This window comes from Phaeobacter gallaeciensis (assembly GCF_001678945.1).
Taxonomy (GTDB): Bacteria; Pseudomonadota; Alphaproteobacteria; order Rhodobacterales; family Rhodobacteraceae; genus Phycobacter; species Phycobacter gallaeciensis_A.
This window is the reverse complement of the sequence record NZ_CP015124.1, coordinates 3,064,044-3,085,823: the sequence shown is the minus strand read 5'-3', so window position 1 is coordinate 3,085,823 and position 21,780 is coordinate 3,064,044. Positions and strand designations below refer to the sequence as shown.

General features: G+C 63.3%; 20 protein-coding genes. 9 read left to right on the top strand and 11 right to left on the bottom strand.

The window, feature by feature from the left end; all coding sequences use genetic code 11:
* Positions 1-5 precede the first annotated feature (5 nt).
* From JL2886_RS14665 to JL2886_RS14645, 5 genes are all read left to right on the top strand, one after another.
* Complete coding sequence (locus JL2886_RS14665) at positions 6-986, top strand: type II secretion system F family protein (protein WP_065272687.1); 981 nt, start codon at positions 6-8, stop codon at positions 984-986.
* 2 nt (positions 987-988) lie between these two features.
* Positions 989-1,603 carry a tetratricopeptide repeat protein gene (locus JL2886_RS14660; protein ID WP_082996095.1) on the top strand — a complete coding sequence of 205 codons (615 nt, stop codon included), beginning with the start codon at positions 989-991 and terminating at the stop codon, positions 1,601-1,603.
* A gap of 41 nt (positions 1,604-1,644) precedes the next feature.
* Positions 1,645-2,496: a tetratricopeptide repeat protein gene (locus tag JL2886_RS14655; protein ID WP_065272686.1), complete on the top strand. Its 852-nt coding sequence runs from the start codon at positions 1,645-1,647 to the stop codon at positions 2,494-2,496.
* Positions 2,497-2,499: 3 nt separating this feature from the next.
* Complete coding sequence (locus JL2886_RS14650; protein WP_116560311.1) at positions 2,500-3,021, top strand: prepilin peptidase; 522 nt, start codon at positions 2,500-2,502, stop codon at positions 3,019-3,021.
* 193 nt (positions 3,022-3,214) lie between these two features.
* Positions 3,215-4,522 (top strand): ATP-binding protein, encoded by a 1,308-nt coding sequence (locus JL2886_RS14645; protein ID WP_065272685.1) that lies wholly within the window; start codon positions 3,215-3,217, stop codon positions 4,520-4,522.
* Between the two features lie 58 nt (positions 4,523-4,580).
* Here the strand turns inward: JL2886_RS14645 and JL2886_RS14640 are convergent, their stop codons facing one another.
* Positions 4,581-6,101, bottom strand: coding sequence for an MFS transporter (locus tag JL2886_RS14640; protein ID WP_065273727.1), 1,521 nt, complete (start codon positions 6,099-6,101; stop codon positions 4,581-4,583).
* A gap of 131 nt (positions 6,102-6,232) precedes the next feature.
* Here JL2886_RS14640 and JL2886_RS14635 point away from each other — a divergent pair, with 131 nt between their 5' ends.
* The 4 genes from JL2886_RS14635 (at position 6,233) to JL2886_RS14620 (ending at position 10,519) form a co-directional block, all read left to right on the top strand.
* The gene (locus JL2886_RS14635; protein ID WP_165832668.1) at positions 6,233-6,889 is read left to right on the top strand and encodes a MarR family winged helix-turn-helix transcriptional regulator; all 657 of its coding nucleotides are present in this window, start codon (positions 6,233-6,235) and stop codon (positions 6,887-6,889) included.
* Positions 6,890-6,923: 34 nt separating this feature from the next.
* Positions 6,924-9,350, top strand: a complete 2,427-nt coding sequence (locus tag JL2886_RS14630; RefSeq protein WP_065272684.1) for a ligase-associated DNA damage response DEXH box helicase — start codon at positions 6,924-6,926, stop codon at positions 9,348-9,350.
* Between the two features lie 26 nt (positions 9,351-9,376).
* Entirely contained in the window at positions 9,377-10,033 is a 657-nt protein-coding gene (gene pdeM, locus JL2886_RS14625; protein WP_082996170.1) for a ligase-associated DNA damage response endonuclease PdeM, read from the top strand.
* A 75-nt stretch (positions 10,034-10,108) separates the two neighbouring features.
* Positions 10,109-10,519, top strand: coding sequence for a PaaI family thioesterase (locus JL2886_RS14620; protein WP_065272682.1), 411 nt, complete (start codon positions 10,109-10,111; stop codon positions 10,517-10,519).
* A 90-nt stretch (positions 10,520-10,609) separates the two neighbouring features.
* On the opposite strand, the gene folD is transcribed toward JL2886_RS14620, so the two are convergent.
* The 10 genes from folD to JL2886_RS14570 all read right to left on the bottom strand — a co-directional run bounded on the left by folD (position 10,610) and on the right by JL2886_RS14570 (position 21,770).
* Positions 10,610-11,512 (bottom strand): bifunctional methylenetetrahydrofolate dehydrogenase/methenyltetrahydrofolate cyclohydrolase FolD, encoded by a 903-nt coding sequence (gene folD, locus JL2886_RS14615; protein WP_065272681.1) that lies wholly within the window; start codon positions 11,510-11,512, stop codon positions 10,610-10,612.
* A gap of 46 nt (positions 11,513-11,558) precedes the next feature.
* Positions 11,559-11,864, bottom strand: coding sequence for a chorismate mutase (locus JL2886_RS14610; RefSeq protein ID WP_065272680.1), 306 nt, complete (start codon positions 11,862-11,864; stop codon positions 11,559-11,561).
* 63 nt (positions 11,865-11,927) lie between these two features.
* Positions 11,928-13,604 carry a formate--tetrahydrofolate ligase gene (locus JL2886_RS14605; RefSeq protein WP_065273725.1) on the bottom strand — a complete coding sequence of 559 codons (1,677 nt, stop codon included), beginning with the start codon at positions 13,602-13,604 and terminating at the stop codon, positions 11,928-11,930.
* Between the two features lie 187 nt (positions 13,605-13,791).
* Positions 13,792-14,367, bottom strand: a complete 576-nt coding sequence (locus tag JL2886_RS14600; protein WP_065272679.1) for an MOSC domain-containing protein — start codon at positions 14,365-14,367, stop codon at positions 13,792-13,794.
* 218 nt (positions 14,368-14,585) lie between these two features.
* Entirely contained in the window at positions 14,586-16,499 is a 1,914-nt protein-coding gene (gene ftsH, locus JL2886_RS14595) for an ATP-dependent zinc metalloprotease FtsH (protein ID WP_065272678.1), read from the bottom strand.
* Between the two features lie 75 nt (positions 16,500-16,574).
* Entirely contained in the window at positions 16,575-17,828 is a 1,254-nt protein-coding gene (gene tilS / locus JL2886_RS14590) for a tRNA lysidine(34) synthetase TilS (protein ID WP_082996093.1), read from the bottom strand.
* Positions 17,825-18,670, bottom strand: coding sequence for a tol-pal system protein YbgF (gene ybgF / locus JL2886_RS14585; RefSeq protein ID WP_116560313.1), 846 nt, complete (start codon positions 18,668-18,670; stop codon positions 17,825-17,827). The genes tilS and ybgF overlap by 4 nt, the downstream gene beginning before the upstream one ends.
* Positions 18,671-18,674: 4 nt before the next feature.
* Positions 18,675-19,181, bottom strand: coding sequence for a peptidoglycan-associated lipoprotein Pal (gene pal / locus JL2886_RS14580; RefSeq protein WP_065272677.1), 507 nt, complete (start codon positions 19,179-19,181; stop codon positions 18,675-18,677).
* Between the two features lie 106 nt (positions 19,182-19,287).
* The gene (tolB, locus tag JL2886_RS14575) at positions 19,288-20,628 is read right to left on the bottom strand and encodes a Tol-Pal system beta propeller repeat protein TolB (protein WP_065272676.1); all 1,341 of its coding nucleotides are present in this window, start codon (positions 20,626-20,628) and stop codon (positions 19,288-19,290) included.
* Complete coding sequence (locus JL2886_RS14570; RefSeq protein WP_065272675.1) at positions 20,625-21,770, bottom strand: energy transducer TonB; 1,146 nt, start codon at positions 21,768-21,770, stop codon at positions 20,625-20,627. Before JL2886_RS14570 ends, tolB begins: the two co-directional genes overlap by 4 nt.
* Positions 21,771-21,780 lie beyond the last annotated feature (10 nt).

Here is a 21,780-nt window from a genome sequence, read left to right as displayed (position 1 = left end):
GCGCAATGTCCATTCTTTCCGACATCAACGGCTTTCTGACCGATCAGTTCGGTGCCTTCGGTCCGCTGCTGGCGCTGGGTCTTCTGGGGCTGTTCATGATCCTGCTGGCGATCCCGCTGATCCTCAATCAGCCTGAGGATCCGCTGAAGAAGCTGCAAAAGAACATGGCGCCGGAAACGCAGGCGAAACCGCAAAAAGAACGCCTGCGCCAGGCCAACCGCAACGAACAGCTGCAAAAATTCGCCTCTTTCCTGGAGCCACAGAACGCCGAGGAACTTTCGGCGATGGAGCTGAAGCTGCGTCAGGCCGGCTATGCCTCAAAGGACTCAGTGCGCCTGTTCCATTTTGCCCAGTTTGCCCTGGGTCTTCTGGGGCTTGGCGCGGGGCTATTCTATGTCTTCGTGCTAAAGGCCGGCACTGAATTTGACAGCCAACAGCTGGCCCTGCGCATCATTGGCCCCGGCGGTGCCGGATATATGCTGCCCAAATACTGGGTCACCCGCCGTATCGAAGAGCGCAAGAAACAGATCACCCAAGGCTTTCCCGATGCGCTCGACATGATGCTGGTCTGCGTTGAGGCAGGTCAGTCGCTGGACCAGTCCATCGTGCGCGTCGCCAAGGAGCTGCACGCCTCCTACCCGGCGTTGGCCGAGGAGTTCGAAGTGGTGGCCTATGAGATGAAAGCGGGCAAGGAACGGGAAAAGGTGCTGCGCGACATGGGCACCCGCTGCGGGGTTCAGGATGTTTCGTCCTTCACCACCGTGATGATCCAGTCGCAGGCCTTCGGCACCTCGATCGCCGATGCGCTGCGGGTCTATGCCGACGAAATGCGGGACAAACGCGTGATGCGCGCCGAAGAGGCTGCAAACAAGTTGCCAGTGAAAATGACTCTTGCCACAATGGGCCTCACGGTGCCGCCACTGCTGATCATTCTGGTCGGACCATCGGTGCAGGGCATCCTGAATATGGGCAACATGGGTAACTGATCATGGCCAATTCGCGGAGGGCAGTGCCCCACCGCCCATACGTTTCTGAAACCGCCATCCGTGCCGCCGCGCTGATGGCGGTGTTTGCTGTTGGGGCCTGCGATACGCAGATTATGCATCAAGATCCCGCCAGCCCCTGGGCACCCGGCGTGGATACCCGCAAACAGGCCGAGGACGGGCTGGTGGTCGGCCACCGGCTGATGGATGCCGGAGAGTACGAGCTGGCCCTTGACGCCTTTACCCGCGCCGGGCTGGAGCACGGGCTGACCGCCGAGGTGCTGTCCAGCATGGGATCGGCCAATCTGGGGCTTGGCCGTCTGGGTCAGGCAGAAACCCTGCTGCGACGCGCAACAAAGGCCGCGCCAGACTGGCCTGAGGCCCTGAACAACCTTGGCGTCGTCCTGATGGAGCGCGGAAAAACTCCGGAAGCCACACAAATTCTGCGCCGTGCCTATGCGCTGGATAATGGCGAAAGTGACGCAATCCGGGATAATTTGCGCCGGGCTCTCGAAAATCTTGAAAATTCCGCGCATAGTGATCCGCAAAACGAAAGTCGAAACGACTACACTTTGATGCGGCAAGGCGGCGGCAGCTACCGGATTGGCAAGGTGCCCTGACTCCAAGACCGCAAAGGCAGAGCAGCAAAAGGACGCATAAAATGCGCCAGTCAATTCTTGTGACACCATGCCTGATCGGCGCACTGGCCCTGTCGGCCTGCGTAAAACCCGATGGCAAGGAAACCGTCGAACGGGCGTTTCAGGACGTGAACGTCGTCGATGAACACAACCTCAACGATGTGATGCTGACCGTGGCGGACCCGAATGAGGCGGTGAGCTACTTCCAGAAATCGCTGAAATCCGCTCCGGACCGGATCGATTTCCAGCGCGGACTGGCCACTTCGATGATCCGCGCCAAACGCAATACCGAGGCCGCAAGCGCCTGGAAAAAAGTCGCCGCCCATCCCGAGGCGACCGTGGAAGACAAGGTCTCGCTGGCAGACGCCCTGATCCGCACCGGCGATTGGAAAGGCGCAAAGGCCGCGCTGGATTCCGTGCCGCCCACCCATGAAACCTACCGCCGGTATCGGCTTGAGGCGATGGTGGCGGATGCCAACAAGGAATGGAAACGCGCCGACAGTTTCTATGAAATCGCCACTGGCCTCACCACGCAGCCAGCCAAGGTGATGAACAACTGGGGCTATTCAAAACTCTCGCGCGGCAGCTATGCCCAGGCCGAGCGCCTATTCAGCGACGCCATCCGTCAGGATCCCTCGCTGTTCACCGCCAAGAACAACTTGGTTCTGGCCCGCGGTGCCCAGCGCAATTACACCCTGCCGGTGATCCCGCTCGATCAGACAGAGCGCGCCCAACTGCTGCACACGTTGGCGCTGTCGGCGGTGAAGCAGGGCGACGTCAAGACAGGTGAGAACCTGCTGCGCGAAGCCATCGCTACCCATCCCCAGCATTTTGAGGCCGCAGCCCGTTCGCTGGCAGCCCTCGAAAACGGCTGATCCATGGTCCATCTGGCCATCCCGGCCCAGGCCGCGCTGTGGTTCCTGCCCTTCGTGCTGCCGCTGTGCTATGCGGCGGCGCTGACGGATCTGCGCGGCATGCGCATTCCCAACTGGATCAATGACACGCTGGGCGCGGTCTATGTGGTGGTTGGGCTTTTCGTGATGCCGTCCTGGGCCGATTATGGCTGGCAGCTGCTGCATCTTCCCGTCGGGATCGGCCTTGGCTTTCTGTTCTATTCGGCCGGCATGATCGGCGCCGGGGATGCCAAATTCGCAGGGGCTGCCGCGCCGCTGGTGGCGCTCGCTGATCTGCCAGCGGTGATGATGATCTTTTCCGCCAATCTCCTTGCCGGCTTTTTCACCCATAGGCTGGTGAAATACACACCGCTGCGCAGGCTCGCGCCCGACTGGCGCAGCTGGAACGTCGGCAGCAAGTTTCCAATGGGCCTATGCCTTGGCGGCACATTGGCCATCTACCTGATCCTTGGCGCCCTGTTTGGCAGCCTGCCTGCAGCCGCCTGATACCAAAGCTGAGACCTCCTGTCGGTCACTAAAATCCAGCTCAAATTGCAACGCCTTTCCCGGAAATGCACCAGCATTGCCGTTGTCTTGCCACAGTGGTGAATAGACTGTGAGGTCAGCAACGCAGCTCTTGTCCCCTGCCCCGCCAGGCAGAGGCGTAGCAGGGGCACAGGATGAACAGACAGGCCGTGACATGAACATGCAGACCAGCGCCGTGGTGGCGCCGCCCGCGCCCAAGGGGCTTGCCCAGATGCAGCTGCCCATCGTGATGATGCGCGATATCCTTCTAAAAACCATGTTCCGCAAGAACGCGGATATGGTCAGCGATATCGCTGCCGCGCTGTGCCTGCCGATCCCGGTGACCCAGGAACTGGTCGACATGGCACGCGAACAGAAACTGCTGGAGGCGACCGGCACGCTCAACGCCAACAGCGGCAATGAAATGGGCTATCAGCTGACCGATGCGGGGCGCGCGCGCGCGCTCGATGCGCTCAGCCAGTCCGAATACTACGGCGCCATGCCTGTGCCGCTGGATGTCTACCGCGAACAGGTCGAGCGCCAGTCGATCCGCAACATCATGGTCACCCGGCAGCAGCTGACAGATGCGATGGGGCATCTGATCCTGCCGGACAGCCTGCTGGATCACCTCGGCCCTGCCGTCAGCGCCGGCCGGTCGATCCTGATGTACGGCCCGCCCGGCAACGGGAAATCCTCGATCTCGAACGGGATCCGCGATGCCCTGGGCGATTGTGTCTACGTGCCGCGCGCCATCGAATACGCCGGTCAGGTTATCACTGTCTATGACCCCATCGTGCACACCGCGGCCCCCGAAGAAGCCGAAGACCCCAATGCCCTGCGCCGCCCGCGCCGGTTCGACACGCGCTATGTGAAATGCGAACGGCCCACCGTGGTCACAGGCGGCGAATTGTCCCTGTCGATGCTGGATCTGGTCTACAACCCGACCGCGCGCACCTACCAGGCGCCGCTGCAATTGAAATCCACTGGCGGCATCTTCATCGTCGACGACCTTGGCCGTCAGGCAGAGCCGCCACAGGCCCTGGTCAACCGCTGGATCGTGCCACTGGAAGAGGGGCGCGACATCCTGGCGCTGCAATCGGGCGAAAAGTTCGAAGTGCCCTTCGACACGCTGGTGATCTTCTCGACCAACTTTCACCCGAACGAGATCTTTGACCAGGCCGCGCTGCGTCGGATCTTCTTCAAGATCAAGATCGACGGTCCGGATCAGGAAAACTTCCTCAAGATCTTTGCTCTGGTGGCCCGCAAGAAAGGGATGCGCCTGGACGAAGCCACATTGGTGCATCTCCTGAAGACGAAATACCCCACCATCGACAACGTATACGCCAACTACCAGCCGGTGTTCCTGATCGACCAGATGATGGCGATCTGCGATTTCGAAGGCATCCCCTACGAGATGAGCCCCGATCTGATCGACCGGGCCTGGGCGAACATGTTTGTCGAGGACGAGGAAATCGTGAAGTAAGGCGCGGCAAACAGCACGCCCCGGATCAGGCTCTGTGCGGCCTGCCTTTTGGCGGCATCTAATCCGCTTCTGCCGTCCGGCTCATGCTGCGCTCCTCCAGCGGGATTTCCGCCAGGAACAGCGACATCAGGCAAGCAAGGCAAGCGAGCACCGTTGCTGCCCAGAACACCGGGTGCAGCGCCTCGGCGATACCAGTCACCACCGCCTCGCGCAGGCCCGGCTCCATCGCCATGATGGCATCCTTGCTGAGGCTGCGCGGGTTCATACCGCCAAGGGCGCCGCCCAGTTCCCGCGTCAGACCGGCGGCAAACACCGCTCCAAAGACCGCCGTGCCGACAGAGCCGCCGATCATCCGGAACATATTGGCGCTGGCGGTGCCGACGCCGACCATGGTCAGCGGCACCGCGTTCTGGATCGAAGTGACGCCAACCGCCATCACCGGCCCGATCCCCAGCCCGGTCAGCACCATCGACACCGCGATCCACCATTCGGGTGTGCTGGTGCCCATCTGCGCAAGGGAGGCCATCGCCCCGGCCAGGATCAGCGTGGACACGGTGGGCATCCACCGATACCGCCCGGTCCGCACCATGATCCGCCCCGAGATGGAAGAACCAAGGATGATCCCGACCATCATCGGAAAGGTGAACATCCCCGACAGCGCCGGCGACATGCCCCGCACCACCTGCATGAAAAAGGGTACAAACACGATGGTGCCGAACATCGCCGAGCCAACGATCAGCCCAACTGCATTGGACACCAGGAAATTGTTGATCCGGAACAGGCGGAGCGGCAGGATCGGCTCCTTGGCTCGGCTTTCGATCATCACAAAGACGGCCAGTGCCGCCAGTGTCGCGATCAACAGCCCCTGCATCTCTGCGCTGCTCCAGGGCAGGGTAGAGCCGCCAAGGCTCGCTGAGATGACCGCAAGTGAAAGCAGCAGCGACAGGCTCAGCCCGCCGGCATAGTCAATCGACGGTCGCCGCCCGGTCGGCACCGTGGCCAGCGAACGGGCCAACACCACAAAAGCCGCCAGCCCCAGCGGCAGGTTCAGCAGGAACAGCCACTCCCACGCGAAATGCTGCACGATAAAGCCACCCGCCAGCGGGCCGACCACGGTCGAGGCAGCAAAGACGCTGCCCAGCATCCCCTGATAGCGGCCCCGTTCGCGGGCGGGGACAGCATCGGCGACAGTGGCCATAGAGACGACGATCAGCCCGCCGCCGCCAACGCCCTGCACAAACCGCCCCGCCACCAGCACCCAGAGGTTCGGTGCCAGCGCGCAGATCAGCGAGCCGACAAGAAACACCACGATGCCACCCTGCATCACCGGCTTGCGCCCGAACAGGTCGCCCAGCTTGCCACAGACCGGCGCCCCGACGGTCGCCGCCATCAGATAGGCGGTAATGACCCAGGTGATCTGCGACAATCCGCCCAGCTCGCTCAGGATCGTGGGCAGCGCCGTCGTCACCACCGTCTGACCCAGCGAAGCAATGAACAAAACAGAGGCCACCGCGCCGATCATCAGCTTCAGCTCTCTGTCGTCCAGGGCTCCGGGGGTGCTTGGGATCGGTCCGCTCACGTGATAATCCTTGCTCTGGCTTGATTTGAAAGGGGGCCGCTCCGCAGTTGCATTGCGTTCGGCCCTGAAACAGGTCATCTGATAACAGCACATGTATGACGACGTCATTTACATGTCAACAGCATGTAATTTTGTCAGCCCCCCGGGCCGACGACCTCCTGGAGGATGGAACCATAGCCGGGCGCAACACCGAACTGACGAATTTCCTGGAAGAGGCCGGGATTGACAGCCGCACCAGCACGGCAGCGCTGGAGATTGACGACGTGCTGCAACAGTGGCGGCGCCGGGTGAACAAGCGCGAGCTTGGCTCGGCGGCGCTGGCGGCCTTTGGGCTGGCCGAGGAGGTCGATCTGGCCCAGCTTGACGTGATGATGGCGATCTGGGCCCCGGCGAGTACCTTTGGCAGCGACGATGCCGAGGAAGAGGTCATGGTCTCCACCGTTGCCGCGCGCCTGCGCATCGACCCGTCGCGGGCCTCCCGCCTCACCAGCGACCTGATCGCTCGGGGGCTGGCCCAGCGCACCGTCAGCCAGCGCGACGCCCGCCGCACTCTGGTCGAGCTGACGGAACGGGGCACCGCCATCATCGAAGCCGTGCGCCAGTTCAAGTTCCTTGTTCTTGGCGAATTCCTGTCGGGCTGGAGCGAAGAGGAACTCGCCCTATTTGTCCCCCTGTTCGAACGGTTCGTCACCTGGACCGAAGAAGCCGGGGATATCGGCAACAACCGTTTCCCGGACGAGATCAACGCCATCAGCGCACGGCTGGCGCAGGTCCCCGGCGCCTCCTGACGCCCTGCCCGCCGCCGCCCCAAACGGAACCTTTATGGATAGCACTGCCGCCTTGCCGCCCCGGATCCTGGACTGGTTCAGCGCCCGGGGCTGGTCCATCCATCCGCATCAGCAGGACATGCTGGACCGTGCCACCGATCCCGCCACGCTGCTGATCGCCCCCACCGGCGGCGGCAAGACGATGGCCGGTTTCCTACCGACGCTGTCCGAGCTGGCGGACGGCAGCCACGAAGGTCTGCACACGCTCTATGTCTCACCACTCAAGGCGCTGGCGGCGGATATCAAACGCAACCTGCGCACGCCGGTCGAGGAAATGGGACTGCCGATCCGGATTGACGACCGCACCGGCGACACCCCGCAATCGCGCCGCAAACGCCAGCGCGCCGACCCGCCGCATATCCTGCTGACCACCCCCGAAAGCCTGGCGCTGATGGTCTCTTACGAGGATGCCGCCCGCACCTTTGGCGGGCTGCGGCGCATCGTCATCGACGAAATCCACGCTCTCGCCGAAAGCAAACGCGGTGATCAGCTGATGCTGGCGCTGGCGCGGCTGCAAAGCCTTTGCCCGGATCTGCGCCGGGTGGGCCTTTCGGCCACGGTGGATGATCCCGCCGCCATCGCCCGCTATCTGGCGCGCCATCCGGACCCCTGCGATATCGTGCTGGCTGATCCCGGCCCCGCCCCCGATATCGCCATGTTGCACACGAGTGAGGCACCGCCCTGGGCGGGGGGCGGCGCGGCCTATGCGATCCCTGCCGTGCTGGAACAGATCCGCGCCCATCAGACCACGCTGATCTTTCACAACACCCGGGCACAGGCGGAAATCTTCTTTCACAACCTGTGGCTTGCCAATGAAGACGCGTTGCCCATCGCCATTCATCACGGCTCGCTCGACCGGGCGCAGCGCGAGCGGGTCGAGGCCGCGATGGTCGCCGGAGAGCTGCGCGCCGTGGTCTGTACCGGCTCGCTGGATCTGGGCATCGACTGGGGCAACGTGGATCTGGTGATCCAGATCGGCGCCCCAAAGAACGTCAAACGGCTGGTGCAACGCATCGGGCGCGCCAACCACCGCTACAACGCCCCGTCCAAAGCGCTTCTGGTGCCCGCCAACCGGTTTGAAGTGATCGAATGCCACGCCGCGCTGGAGGCGGTGCAGGCAGGCAGGCTTGATGGCGATCCACGCCCACCGGGACCGCGCGATGTACTGTGCCAGCATATCCTGATCACCGCCTGCGCGGGGCCGTTTGATGCCGATGCGCTTTTCGCCGAGGTCATCAGCACAGGCGCCTATGCCGCCCTCAGCCGCGCGGAATTCGATGCCTGTCTCGATTTCTGCGCCACCGGTGGTTACGCCTTGCGCGCCTATGACCAATGGCAGCGCCTGCTGCAGCGCCCGGACGGCCTGTGGCAGCTGCGCGATCCGCGTGCGGCGGCCCGCATCCGCATGAATATCGGCACCATTCAGGACGCCGACCTTCTGAAGGTGCGGATGAAACACAGCCGCGGCGGCAAGCCGCTGGGCGAGATCGAAGAGGCCTTTGCCGCCACATTGACCCCCGGCGATACCTTCCTGATCGGTGGCCAGATCGTGCGCTATGAATCCTTGCGCGAAATGACAGTGGAAGTTAGCCGCGACCGGGGCCGCAAGCCGAAGATCGCCGTGTTCTCGGGCACCAAATTCGCCACCTCCACCCAATTGAGCCAGGGCATTCTGGACCTTCTGGCGCGCGGCCACTGGCCCGATCTGCCCGCCCACACCGCCGACTGGCTGGACCTGCAGCGCCAGGTATCCGAATTGCCGCGCGCCGGGCAGATGCTGATCGAAAGCTTTCCGCATCAGGGCCGGGAACATACCTGTCTCTATGGCTTTGCCGGACGCAACGCTCAGCAGACGCTGGGGCTGCTGGTGACCAAACGGATGGAGGAGCTGGGCCTTGATCCGCTGGGCTTTGTCGCCACAGATTACGCCACGCTGATCTGGGGCCTTGCCGAGCTAACCGACCCCGCGCCCTTGCTGGAGGCCGACGCCCTGCGCGACGGGCTGGAGCGCTGGCTGGCCGAAAATTCTGTGATGAAACGCGCCTTTCGCGGCGCGGCCACCATCGCCGGGCTGATCGAACGCAACAGCCCCGGCGCCCGCAAATCCGGGCGGCAGGCGACGTTTTCGTCCGATATCCTCTATGACACGCTGCGCAAATACGATCCCGATCACCTGCTGCTGGATATCACCCGCGACGAAGCGCTGAGCGGGCTGGTGGATTTTGCCCGTATCGAGGAAATGGCCGACCGCATCCGGGGCCGCGTGACCCTGCGGCGACTTGAGCGGATCAGCCCGCTGGCCGCGCCTTTACTGTTGGAAATGGGAAAGGTGCCGGTTCAGGGCGCTGGGGCACAGAAACTTCTGGAGCGCGAAGCCGAAGAGCTGATGCGCACCTCGGGCCTCGCGGAGCTGGATTCATGAACGATCCGGCAGGATTTCAGGGCGCCTTGGTCGGCTATGATTTCACACTGGCAGGCGCACGGCTCACCGCGCTTGGCAGCGGCGCGCTCTGGTGGGCAGAGCGGCGACTGCTTTGTGTCTCGGACCTGCATATGGGCAAATCCGAACGTCACCTGCGGCGCGGCGGCGCTCCCCTGCCTCCGTATGAGACCCGCGATACACTGGCGCGGCTGGCGGCGCTGATCCGGCAACTCCAGCCCGAAACCCTGCTCTGCCTTGGCGACAGTTTCGACGATCTGGCCGCCGCCCAGGCGCTGCCTCCAGAGGACGTGCAGGACCTGCGCAGCCTGATCGCCGCACAGGACTGGATCTGGGTGGAGGGCAACCACGATCCGGGTCCTGCGGGATTTGGCGGTCGCTCCTGCACCGAGATGCGCCTTGGACCGCTCACCTTTCGCCATATTGCCGAGGGTGACGCCGAAGCCGGAGAGATCTCGGGCCATTACCACCCCAAGGCGCGGCTACGCCGGGGCAGTGCCCGCCCCGCCTTTCTGCTGGATCGCACCCGACTGATCCTGCCCGCCTTTGGCACCTATACCGGTGGGCTGCGCAGCAGTGATCCTGCCCTTGCGGGACTGATGGCGTCCGAAGCGATTGCGATCCTGACCGGACCAAAACCCCTGCCCTGCCCAATGCCCCGCTAGGCTGCCCCCGCTAGACCGGCCCCGCTAACGCAACGTCTTGTTCCCACCGGTCCCTGCAGGCCGTATGATCGCGGCATGAGCACAGATCGCATATCAGACAGTTTCGCCCGCCAAAGCATGATGCAGACCCTTGGCGCCACGCTGGATTCCGTGTCGCCAGGCAAGGTTGTGGTCTCCGCCCCCATCCTGCCCAGCAGCCTGCAACAGCACGGCGTCGCCCACGCGGCGTTGACCTTTGCCATCGGCGATACCGCAGCAGGATACGCGGCGCTGTCCCTGATGCCCGAGGATCAGGAAGTGATGACCGCAGAAATTAAGATCAACCTGCTGGCGCCCGGCGCTGGGGATCGCCTGCGGGCCACCGGCACCGTGGTGAAACCCGGGCGGCGGCTGGTCGTGGCCACCTGCGAAGTCCATGCCATCACCGGTGAGGAAGAAAAGCTGGTGGCGATCCTGCAAGGCACCATGGTGCCGGTCGCCAAATAAAATCCTGCCCCACCAGAGACCAAACAGCAGAACACCCGCCGAAACAGTCCGGCGGGTGCAGCTGACAAAAGCGTCAGAGTATCAAAGCAATCAGGCGGTCAGACCTTCCGGCTCTGCCAGACCGTTGGCCCGGCAGCAGGCGGTGACCGTGTTGGCCAACAAGCAAGCGATGGTCATCGGACCGACACCACCCGGCACCGGGGTGATGGCACCGGCGCGGGCCGCGGCGCTTTCGAAATGCACGTCACCGACAAGGCGGGTCTTGCCTTCGCCCTTTTCGGGGGCGTCGATGCGGTTGATACCAACGTCGATCACAGTAGCGCCTTCCTTGATCCAGTCGCCGGGCACCATTTCCGGGCGCCCGACGGCGGCCACCACGATATCGGCGCGGCGCACCACATCGGGCAGATCCTTGGTGCGGCTGTGCGCGATGGTCACGGTGCAGCTGTCACCCAGCAGCAGCTGCGCCATCGGTTTGCCCACGATATTGGAGCGGCCGATCACCACCGCGTCCATGCCCGACAGGCTGCCGTGATAATCACGCAGCATCATCAGACAGCCCAGCGGCGTGCAGGGCACCATGGATTTCTGGCCGGTGCCCAGAAGGCCGACGTTGGAGATATGGAAGCCGTCCACGTCCTTGGCCGGGTCGATGGCGTTGATCACCAGATCCTCGTCCAGGTGACCGGGCAGCGGCAGCTGCACCAGAATACCATGCACAGCGGGATCATTGTTCAGCTGATCGATCAGCGCCAGCAGGTCGGCTTCGGAGGTTTCCGCCTCCAACTTGTGCTCGTAGGAGTTCATGCCGACCTCGACGGTCTGCTTGCCCTTGGAGCGGACATAGACCTGGCTCGCCGGATCCTCGCCCACCAGCACAACCGCCAGACCGGGGGTGATGCCGTGCTCTTCCTTCAGGCGCGCCACATGTTCGCCGACCTGACCGCGGACCTTGGCCGCAAAGGCCTTGCCGTCAATGATATTTGCTGCCATCGCTTCGTTCCTTCTCAGGGCTGCAAGACCAGATGCGGCCTCGCGCTCATGTCTCGGGGATCTCTCGCGCCTCGCGCGAAATCGACCAATCCACCATATCGCGCCAGATACCTTCGACCAGAGCAGGATCGAGCCCCTCGGCCTCGGCGGTGCGGCAGGCGTTGACCACAACCTCCTCAACACGGGCCGGGATCCGTGCGGGCCAGCCATTCACCTGCTTCAGCTCTACCGCCCGGTCGATATAATCCGCCCGCGCCCGCAGCATCCTGACCAGTGCCACATCGAGCGCATCAATCGCGGCGCGCAACTCTCCCATATCGGCGCAGTCCTGCGGTGGTTTCGGATTGGTCATCGTCACAAAAACTCCTACGGCCCGGGAATAGGTCCCCGGGCCGCAGATTGCGCAATTTGCGCCTTAGAACAAGCCTTCGATCTGCCCTTCGGCATTCAGATGGATGTTTTCCGCCGCAGGGGTGCGGGGCAGGCCCGGCATGGTCATGATCTCACCGCAGACAACCACGACAAACCCGGCGCCCGCAGAGAGGCGGACCTCACGTACCGGGACCGAGTGGCCGGTGGGCGCGCCGCGCAGGTTGGGATCGGTCGAGAAGCTGTACTGGGTCTTCGCCATGCAGACCGGCAGGTTGCCATAACCCTGATCTTCCCAGAGTTTCAGCTGATCGCGGATCTTTTTGTCGGCCAGCACCTCATCGGCGCGGTAGATGCCCTTGGCGATGCGCTCGATCTTCTCAAAAAGGGTCAGCTCATCGTTGTAGAGCGGTGCGAACTGGCTGACGCCGCTGTCGGCGATTTCCGCGACGCGGCGGGCCAGATCGGCAGAGCCTTCCGAACCCAGTTCCCAGTGACGCGACAGGATCGCTTCGGAGCCCTGGGTTTCCACGTAGTCCTTGACCGCCTGGATTTCCGCATCGGTGTCGGTGACGAAGTGGTTGATCGCGACGACAACCGGCACACCAAAGGATTTCAGGTTGCCGATGTGACGGCCGAGGTTGGCGCAGCCTTCCATCACCGCTTCGACGTTTTCGGCGCCAAGATCTGCCTTGGCCACGCCGCCGTTCATCTTCATCGCGCGGACAGTGGCCACCAGCACAACGCAGTCGGGTGCGATACCGGCCTTGCGGCACTTGATGTTCATGAACTTCTCGGCGCCGAGGTCCGCACCAAATCCCGCTTCGGTCACCACGTAATCAGCAACCTTCATCGCGGTCTTTGTCGCGATGACAGAGTTACAGCCGTGCGCGATGTTGGCGAAGGGACCGCCGTGGACAAAGGCCGGGTTGTTTTCCAGCGTCTGCACCAGGTTCGGCTGCATTGCGTCCTTCAGCAGCACCGCCATGGCGCCTTCTGCCTTGATATCACGGCAATAAACCGGGCTGCGGTCGCGGCGGTAGGCCACGATCATGTCGCCCAGACGCTTTTCCAGATCCTGCAGGTCGTTGGCCAGGCACAGGATCGCCATCACTTCGGAGGCCACGGTGATGTCGAAACCACCTTCGCGCGGGAACCCGTTGGCAACACCGCCGAGCGACACGTTGATCTGGCGCAGGGCGCGGTCGTTCATGTCGACAACGCGGCGCCACTGGACGCGGCGGATGTCGATTTCCTGCTCGTTGCCCCAGTAGATGTGGTTGTCGATCATCGCGCTCAGCAGCGAGTGTGCCGAGGTGATCGCGTGGAAGTCACCGGTGAAGTGGAGGTTCATGTCCTCCATCGGCACGACCTGCGCGTAGCCACCACCAGCGGCGCCGCCCTTCATGCCGAAGTTCGGGCCAAGCGAGGCTTCGCGGATGCAGACCATGGCGTTCTTGCCGATCTTGTTCAGACCATCGCCCAGCCCCACGGTGGTGGTGGTTTTGCCTTCGCCCGCCGGGGTTGGGTTGATCGCGGTCACCAGGATCAGCTTGCCATCGGGTTTATCCTGCACCGAGTTGATGAAGGACTGGCTCACCTTGGCCTTGTCGTGGCCGTAGGGCAGCAGATCGTCATGCGACATGCCCAGCTTGCTGCCGATGTCCTGAATGGGGAGCTTCTTCGCTTCGCGCGCGATTTCGATGTCACTCTTGTAGCTCATGGCCTGGTTCCTGACCTGTTTCTGTCCGTTGACCGGCTCGCGGGCCGGAGTTGACCAAGACTTAGCCAGACTGCGGCAAATGGCGCGCGTGATTTCCGACATTATCGTGTCTTGAAGCGGCGTAGCGCGAATTCGATCGGAACTTCGAGTGTCCGAAAGGAACGCATTGTTCCTTTCGGGCGCGGCTTCAGGGCGCCCAGGCGCGCTGATCCGGCACAAAAACCGTCAGAGCATCCCCGATTGAGAGCCGCCCCGGACGTTCTACCCAGGCGGTGATTCCCCGTCGGTTTTTCGCCGCAGGTTTGAATTTCGCGCCGTAACCGCCATGATCCTTTTCGATCTCGCGCCCCGGCAGCACGCAGGGGCGATTCTCCATATCCACGGTCAGGGTAGTGCCATCCGGCCCCTGCAGCCGGGAACTGGGCGGGATGAAGGTGAAATCGGGAATACCGCGCAGCACCAGGCTGGCACCCAGCCAGGCCGGGTCGATCTGCTCCAACCCCATATCCGCGGCAATCAGTGCCAGCTCTTCCTCAGAGAGAATGGTCAGCTGGCGCACGTTGCGGATTTCGGTGCCGGTGGGATAGAGGTTCTTCACCCGCACACAGGAGGGACGCAAACTGCCCTCGTGACGCTCCCCCGCAATGCCGTCAAAGCCGAGGTCCAGCGTCTGCTGTGGAATCGCTGCAAGCCCCTCTCCTGCCGGAACCTGTCCCATCCAGACAATTTCCCCGGTGAATTCGGTTTCGCGCAAGACTGGCATGTGAAGGCTCCCCTGTACTTCATCCGCTTTGCACTGCCGCTTTCGCAGGGCACAGCGCTTTTGCCGAACCATACACGCTAAGCCCCGAACCGCCAGAGAGAACCATGGGCTTTACCCAGCGCCATCCCCACCCCAACTGGCCCAGTCCAAACAAATGCCCACTGCTGCAAAGAAAAAGACCCGGTCAAAGACCGGGCCTTTTAAATTCAGGAAGCGCCTCAGGAGGACGGTTCCGGCTCCATGCCGCCCTCGGGCGGGGTTTTCTTCGGCTTGGCCTTGGGCACTGCGGTGACCGAGGCACTACCCTGATCGGTGTCGTCGCCTTCATCCTCGCCTGAATGCGGCGGCTCGCCACCCATGACGCGCTTGATCTCATCGCCGGTCAGGGTTTCGTACTCGAGCAGACCCTGCGCCAGACGTTCCCATTCGTCGTGATGATCGGTCAGGATCTTGAAGGCGCGGTCATAGCCCATCTGGATGAACTCGCGTACCTCTTCCTCGATCAGTTCCTTGGTATGGGCGGAAACAGAGAAGCCGGTGGTGTTGCCACTGTAACCTTCGTGCGCCTCGGCATAATCGATATTGCCGACCTTTTCCGACATACCCCAGCGCATCACCATGGCGCGGGCCAGCTGGCTGGCCTGCTGGATATCGCCGGCCGGGCCGTTCGAAACGTGGCCTTCACCGTATTTGATGATTTCGGCTGCCTTACCGGCCATGGTCATCGCCAGCTTCTGCTCGCACTCGTCCTTGTGCCAGTTGAGCCGGTCCATCTCGGGCAGGCTGACAACCATGCCCAGGGCACCGCCGCGCGGAATGATCGTCGCCTTATAGACAGGATCACACTCGGGCAGCTTCAGGCCGACAACGGCGTGACCGGCCTCGTGATAGGCGGTCTTTTCCTTCTGGTCCGCCGTCAGCACCATCGAGCGACGCTCGGCGCCCATCATCACCTTGTCCTTGGCGTTCTCAAAGTCTTCCATGGTGACAAAGCGGCGGCCGACGCGAGCAGCCATCAGGGCGGCTTCGTTCACCAGGTTCGCCAGATCCGCACCGGAGAAGCCCGGGGTCCCGCGTGCGATGATGCGCATATCCACATCGGGGCCCAGCGAGGTCTTGCGTGCGTGCACGCCGAGGATCTTTTCGCGGCCCTTGATGTCGGGGTTACCGACGGTGACGTTACGGTCAAAGCGGCCCGGACGCAGCAGCGCGGGGTCAAGAACGTCCTTACGGTTGGTCGCCGCCAAGATGATCACGCCTTCGTTGGCTTCAAAACCGTCCATCTCGACCAGCAGCTGGTTCAGCGTCTGTTCGCGCTCGTCGTTACCGCCGCCGTAGCCGGCACCACGATGGCGGCCCACGGCGTCGATTTCGTCGATGAACACGATGCAAGGCGCGTTTTTCTTCGCCTGTTCGAACATGTCGCGCACACGGGATGCACCGACACCAACGAACATTTCAACAAAGTCCGAACCGGAGATGGTGAAGAAGGGAACGCCTGCCTCACCCGCAATCGCGCGGGCCAGCAGCGTTTTACCAGTACCCGGAGGGCCTACCAGCAGCGCACCTTTGGGGATCTTGCCACCAAGACGCGAGAATTTCTGCGGGTTGCGCAGGAATTCCACGATCTCTTCGAGCTCTTCCTTGGCTTCATCGATACCGGCAACATCGTCAAAGGTGACGCGGCCGTGTTTCTCGGTCAGCATCTTCGCCTTGGACTTGCCAAAGCCCATGGCGCCGCCTTTGCCTCCGCCCTGCATCCGGTTCATGAAATAGACCCAGACACCGATCAGCAGCAGGAAGGGCAGCAATGTGATCAGGAACGATTGGAAACCCGACTGCTGCTGTTTCTCAGCCCGCACCGGGATGTTGTTCTCGATCAGCATCGAGGTGACTTCCGCGTCCCCCGGCTTGATGGTGACATAGCTCTGGCCATCGGATGTGGTGAAACGAACCTGCTCACCGTCAAGGGTGACGGTGCTGACCTGCCCGCCTTCGACGGCGGCGACAAAGTCGGAATAGGTGCGCTCACGGCTCTGCATGGTGCTGCCCGACCCGCTGAACAAATTGAACAGCGCGAGGATCAGCAGAAACAGAACGACCCAGAAGGCGATATTGCGTGCATTACCCAAGGAAAATCTCCCAATATTCGAGGCGACGCGTAGATCGCCCACGTTGCGCTTAAAATAGGGAACATTCGGTCAGGTTCAATGCGATAAAAAGGATGCAAAGAACTCTTCTTCGCTGCAGGTCAGCTCTGCCTTACATCCCGGCGCCGGTCTCACCAGCGGTGCGGCAACCAGATCGGCCCCGCGCCACAAAGCAGGGGTGACCTCCAGCACTGGTCCCGGCAGACCGGTTTCCCGCCAATCCGGACAGAGCTGCAGCCCCTCTGCCCCAAGGGCACGCACCTTGCAATCATCTGTTTTTACGCAACTAATTTCCCATCGCCCATCCCAGACCTGCCCAACTTCCGCGATCTGGCCACGTACGGCCTGCGCTTCGCGGCAGATCCAGACACGGCCCCGGCGGCACAGGATGCGCCCACCAGCAAGGGTAGCCGAACCGCCGGTACGGGCGGTTTCCAGCGCTGCCATCATCGGCGCGCGCCGCGGCGGATAGGTGCCGCCAGAAACCCATTGCAGCGCCGCCCGCAGCAACCGGTGGGCAATTTCATCCGGTAGACCCGCAAAATACGCTCGCTCTACCGCCACAGCGCCCGCCTGAAACGAAAATCCCTCCTGCGCCGCCGATAGTGCATAGTGATCAAGCGTTTGCCGCGCCTGTTGCATATTTTTTGCAACAAGCGACAGCGCCTCGACGCTCAGCCCCAGTTCTTCAAGCATCGGCAGGGCCTGGCGCAACCGCACCCGGTCGAATCGCCTGTCCTCATTTGACGGATCGTCGCCCCAAGGTACGCCTTCGGCGCGCAGGTAATCTCGCAGATCCGCCCGGCGCAAAGACAAGAGCGGACGCAGCAGCGTCAGATCCTCAAGCTGCCGCACGGCGGACATTGCTGACAATCCATCCACGCCAGAGGCCCGCGTCAGCCGCATCAGCACGGTTTCCGCCTGATCGTCTGCCGTATGACCCAGCGCCAGTGCGGCGATGCCTTTGCTACGCGCCCAATCCCGCAGCAGACCATAGCGAGCCTGCCGGGCCTGATCCTGCAGATTGCCGACGCCGGGTCCCTCGGCCCAGTGCAGAATATCGTGTGAAAGTCCAAGGCCCGTGGCCAGCGCCGCAACGCCCTCCGCCTCTGCGGCCGAGGCCGCGCGCAATCCGTGGTCCACCGTGACCGCGTAGAGTTGCACCCCTTCGGGCGTCAAAGCGCGGTGTAGGATGTGAAGAAGCGCAACCGAGTCGCTCCCCCCGGAAACAGCAACCCCCAGCCGCTCTGGCAGGGGGTGTGGGATCTGGGCGCGAACGCCTGCAATGATATCCGCCGCGTCTTGCGTCAAGAACAGCCCAGCGTGGCCATCTCCGCCTCGGCACGGGCCACCGTATCATTGCCGGGGAACCGTGCGTTGACTTCAGAGAGGGTGATGCAGGCCTGATCGCGCTGGCCCAACCGGCCAAGAGCGGCACCCAGCTCGAACAACGCCTCGGGCGCCATCGGGCCAACCGCATCGCCGGTAAAGGACGCCAGATAGGCCCGCGCCGCCTCGCGCGTGTCGCCCAGACCATCCATCGCCTTGCCGCGATGGAAATCGGCCTTTGCCGCCAACGGGCTGCCCGGGTAGGCAGCATTGAAGGCAGCGAATTTCTCGGCGGCGTCCTGATAGCTGCCTTCGTCCAGCGCCTGTTTCGCCGCGTCGAAATCCGCGCGCTCGCCCACCGCCAACTCGCTGGCATCACCCGGAACAGGAACCGGCACAGAAGTCTCGATGCTTGCCGCCTCGGTGTCCCCGCCCAGAGTCGAGGTTTCACCCAAGGCACTGATGTCACCGCCTTCCAGTTCGACCAGACGGAACTCCAGATCGCCGATGCGGTTGGTGCCATCGGCAACGATCCGGTTGATGCGGTATTCCAGCTGTTCGGTCTGGGCGGTCAGGCGCTGCAGCTCGGTTTCGATCGCCTCGACCCGGTCCAGCACGGAACTGCCTGCCAGATTGGTGGCAGGTGCGCCGGTGGTGGACAATTCGCGCGTCAGACGCTGGATCTCCACGTGCAAGACGGTCAGCTCCTGCCGAATATCGGCAAGGGTCTGCTGGTCCTGCGCTGCTGCGGGCAGCGGCCCGAACAGCGCGGCAACGGCGGCCGAGGCAATCAGGGCGGCGCGGATCCGGCGGGGCAGCTGCATCGCCTTACCCCGTCAGGCCGCTGGCCAGAACGGTCACGGCGCGGCGGTTCTTGGCATAGCAGCTTTCGGCCGAACAGATCTCAAGCGGGCGTTCCTTGCCATAGCTGACGACCTGGATCCGGTTGCCTGCAACCCCTTGGGAAATCAGGAACTCCCGCGCCGAATTGGCCCGACGCGCGCCAAGCGCAAGGTTGTATTCCCGGGTGCCCTGCTCATCCGCGTGGCCCTGGATCGTGACGTTGTAATCGGTATTGGTCAGCAGCCAACCCGCCTGCCCGCGCAGGACCTCTTCGGCGGCAGGCGACAGGCTGGACTGATCCACCGCGAACAGCACCCGGTCACCGATGGCCTGCTGGAAATAAGCCGGGCTGGTGGGGTCTGAAACCGATCCAGCTGCACCGGCGCCCGCACCGCTGCCATCCCCGAACCTGGTGTCGTCCCAGGAGGCGTTGCTACAGCCAGCAACCCCAAGGGCCGCGACCACCAGAAGTGCCTTTTTGAAACCGCTCATGCTCATTCCCTACCCCTTTACGTTTCTTGCTGGCAGCCTACCACATGTCGGATCAGGCAGCCATGCCGGTATTTACCCCTATGACCGTCGTTTTACGGTCCGGGCCTCAGTTCTGCAGCGGCGACCAGGCCGGATCCGATGCCCCGTCGGGGGTGCGGACCGGCTTCAGGTTGCGCCCGGTGATATCCACCGAATAGAGCAGCGCCCGGCCGCTCGCCCCCTGGGTTTCGCGGGTGAACATGATCACCCGGCCATTGGGCGACCAGGTCGGCCCCTCATCCAGGAAGGACGCCGTCAGCAGGCGCTCCTCGCTGCCATCGGTGCGCATGACGCCGATATGGAAACGGCCTTTGCTTTGCTTGGTAAAGGCGATGAGATCGCCCCGTGGCGACCAGACCGGGGTGCCATAGCGCCCGGTGCCAAAACTGATCCGCCGCGCCGCGCCGCCCGCTGCGGGCATCACGTAGAGCTGCGGCGCGCCAGAGCGGTCGCTTTCAAACACGATCTGGCTGCCATCCGGCGAATAGGAAGGCGCCGTTTCGATCGACGGTGCGTTGGTCAGGCGGGTGCGTTTTCCGCTGGCGATATCCATCGTGTAAATGTCGGTATTGCCGCCTTGGGCCTGTGAATAGACCACAGTGCGCCCATCGGGGGCGAAACGGGGAGCAAAGCTCATGATGCCATCGTCCGCCGACAGGATGCGGCGCTGCACCTTACCCACGTCCAGCACGTGGATCTGCGGAAAGCCGGTCTCGTAACTGGTATAAAGCACCCGGTCGCCGGTAGGCGAAAACCGCGGCGCCAGCACGATGGCATCGCTGTTGGTCAGATACTGCACGTTGGCGCCGTCATAATCCATGATCGCCAGCCGTTTGCGGCGGTCGTTCTTGGGGCCGGTCTCAGACACAAATACCACCCGGCTGTCGAAGTAGCCCCCTTCGCCCGTGATCCGGCTGTAGACGGCATCGGCCACCTTGTGCGCCATGCGCCGCCAGCCATCGGTGGTGCCGGAAAACTGCAACCCGCCGCCAAGCTCCCCTTCGGAAAAGACATCATAGGCGCGGAAGCGCACGGTCAGACGCTTGCCCTTGACGCTGACTGCGCCGGTGATCAGCGCCTGCGCATTGACGGCCTTCCAATCAGCAAATTTCACAGCGTCGTCAAAGGCGGCTACCTTGGAAATATGCGCCGAGGCCGGAACCTCGCGGAACAGGCCAGTGCCGCTCAGATCCGCAGCCACCACCCGGGCGATCTGCGCCGCGTAATCGCGCGCTGCCGGGTCGTCTGGAATGAAATCGGGCACCGCATAAGGCAAGGGCTCGATCACGCCCTGATCGATCTCGATCCGCAACGGCCCGTTTTGCGCCAAGGCAGACCCGTTCAGCGCCAGAACGGCGCCGCAGAATGTCAGGCCAATCAGAGCCAGGCGTGCCAGATAGGTCTTCATTTGATCCGCATCCTTTCGGGATTGAATGTCATCTCAATATCACGCCATTGCGCATATTTTTCAGGGGGAAGTTGAAATCCTCGTGAACCGCAGCGGATAATTGCCCGCCGGGCGGCCTCATATGCCTGTTTTGCCGCCGTTGCCGAGCCGCCGGTGCTGGACAGCATCCGGATCGAGCCGCTGTCGGGTTTGCCATCCTGCGCGAGGGAGACACCCACGACCACGGTGGTCTTCAGCGCCTCGGTCGATAGCGAGCCGACATTCCAGCACTGCGACACCGCGACCCGCAGGGCGTCTTTTTCGCCCGAGGTCAGCGGCGGGCCAGAGGGTTCCGGCGCCTCAACATCCGCGCCGCCGGACAGCGCAGCGGCAAGCGCATCCTCCACAGCAGAAGGGTCCACCTGCGGCTGGGTGTCTTCGGTCTCAACCGGCGTCGGCGCCGCTTCGGGCTCCGGCTCCGGCGCCGCCGCGCGGCGTATCGGGCGCCCACGGGGCCGCAGGGACTGCTCGGGCGCGGTCACGGTCTGCTCGTCGCTTTCGTTCTCTTCGGTCACGATACGGTCGCTGGCGGCCTCGGGGGCGGTGGCCTCCTGGACTTCCTGCTCTGTCTCGGCGCCAACGTCGGGGGCGACTTCGGGCTGTTCGATCTCATCCACTGCCGTGTCCGGCTCGGGCGGGGCCACCGGCACCGGGGCGACCCGGTCCACCGGGCGCTGCTGCTGTACCTCGGGCTGCGGCGCCACCAGCGCCGTTGTCTCTGGCGGCTCGGGCACGCCGGGCGCCGTGTCCGGCACCTCTGGCTCAGCAGGTTCCGGGGGCTGTTCGGGCGTTTCTGCCACCACCGGATCGGGGATTGGCGGGGACAGAGGCTCGGGTGTGGGGGGCTCCGGCTCTGGTCGCTGTTGTGGCGGCAGGGACACCTCAGGCGCGGCGCTCTCTTCCGGCGGCTGCAGCGTGCTGGCATCGGGCGCCACCTGCGGCGCCTGCCGGACCTGGCTGAGACGCTCGAATTCCTCGGCGCTAATCAGAGAGACCTCCTGCACCTCGAACGGCAAAGGCTCGGACGGGAACCAGGCGCCAAAGGCGACCCAGCTCAGCAGCAGCCCATGCCCCGCAAGAGAGATCTTGGTTCCGGTCTGCACGCGTCGTGCC

Coding starts and splice junctions, on each gene's coding strand:
- JL2886_RS14665 (WP_065272687.1), top strand. CDS start 6: ATGTCCATTCTTTCCGACATCAACGGCTTTCTGACCGATCAGTTCGGT.
- JL2886_RS14660 (WP_082996095.1), top strand. CDS start 989: ATGGCCAATTCGCGGAGGGCAGTGCCCCACCGCCCATACGTTTCTGAA.
- JL2886_RS14655 (WP_065272686.1), top strand. CDS start 1,645: ATGCGCCAGTCAATTCTTGTGACACCATGCCTGATCGGCGCACTGGCC.
- JL2886_RS14650 (WP_116560311.1), top strand. CDS start 2,500: ATGGTCCATCTGGCCATCCCGGCCCAGGCCGCGCTGTGGTTCCTGCCC.
- JL2886_RS14645 (WP_065272685.1), top strand. CDS start 3,215: ATGAACATGCAGACCAGCGCCGTGGTGGCGCCGCCCGCGCCCAAGGGG.
- JL2886_RS14630 (WP_065272684.1), top strand. CDS start 6,924: ATGGATAGCACTGCCGCCTTGCCGCCCCGGATCCTGGACTGGTTCAGC.
- JL2886_RS14620 (WP_065272682.1), top strand. CDS start 10,109: ATGAGCACAGATCGCATATCAGACAGTTTCGCCCGCCAAAGCATGATG.
- folD (WP_065272681.1), bottom strand. CDS start 11,512: ATGGCAGCAAATATCATTGACGGCAAGGCCTTTGCGGCCAAGGTCCGC.
- JL2886_RS14610 (WP_065272680.1), bottom strand. CDS start 11,864: ATGACCAATCCGAAACCACCGCAGGACTGCGCCGATATGGGAGAGTTG.
- JL2886_RS14605 (WP_065273725.1), bottom strand. CDS start 13,604: ATGAGCTACAAGAGTGACATCGAAATCGCGCGCGAAGCGAAGAAGCTC.
- JL2886_RS14600 (WP_065272679.1), bottom strand. CDS start 14,367: ATGCCAGTCTTGCGCGAAACCGAATTCACCGGGGAAATTGTCTGGATG.
- ybgF (WP_116560313.1), bottom strand. CDS start 18,670: ATGCAGCTGCCCCGCCGGATCCGCGCCGCCCTGATTGCCTCGGCCGCC.
- pal (WP_065272677.1), bottom strand. CDS start 19,181: ATGAGCGGTTTCAAAAAGGCACTTCTGGTGGTCGCGGCCCTTGGGGTT.
- tolB (WP_065272676.1), bottom strand. CDS start 20,628: ATGAAGACCTATCTGGCACGCCTGGCTCTGATTGGCCTGACATTCTGC.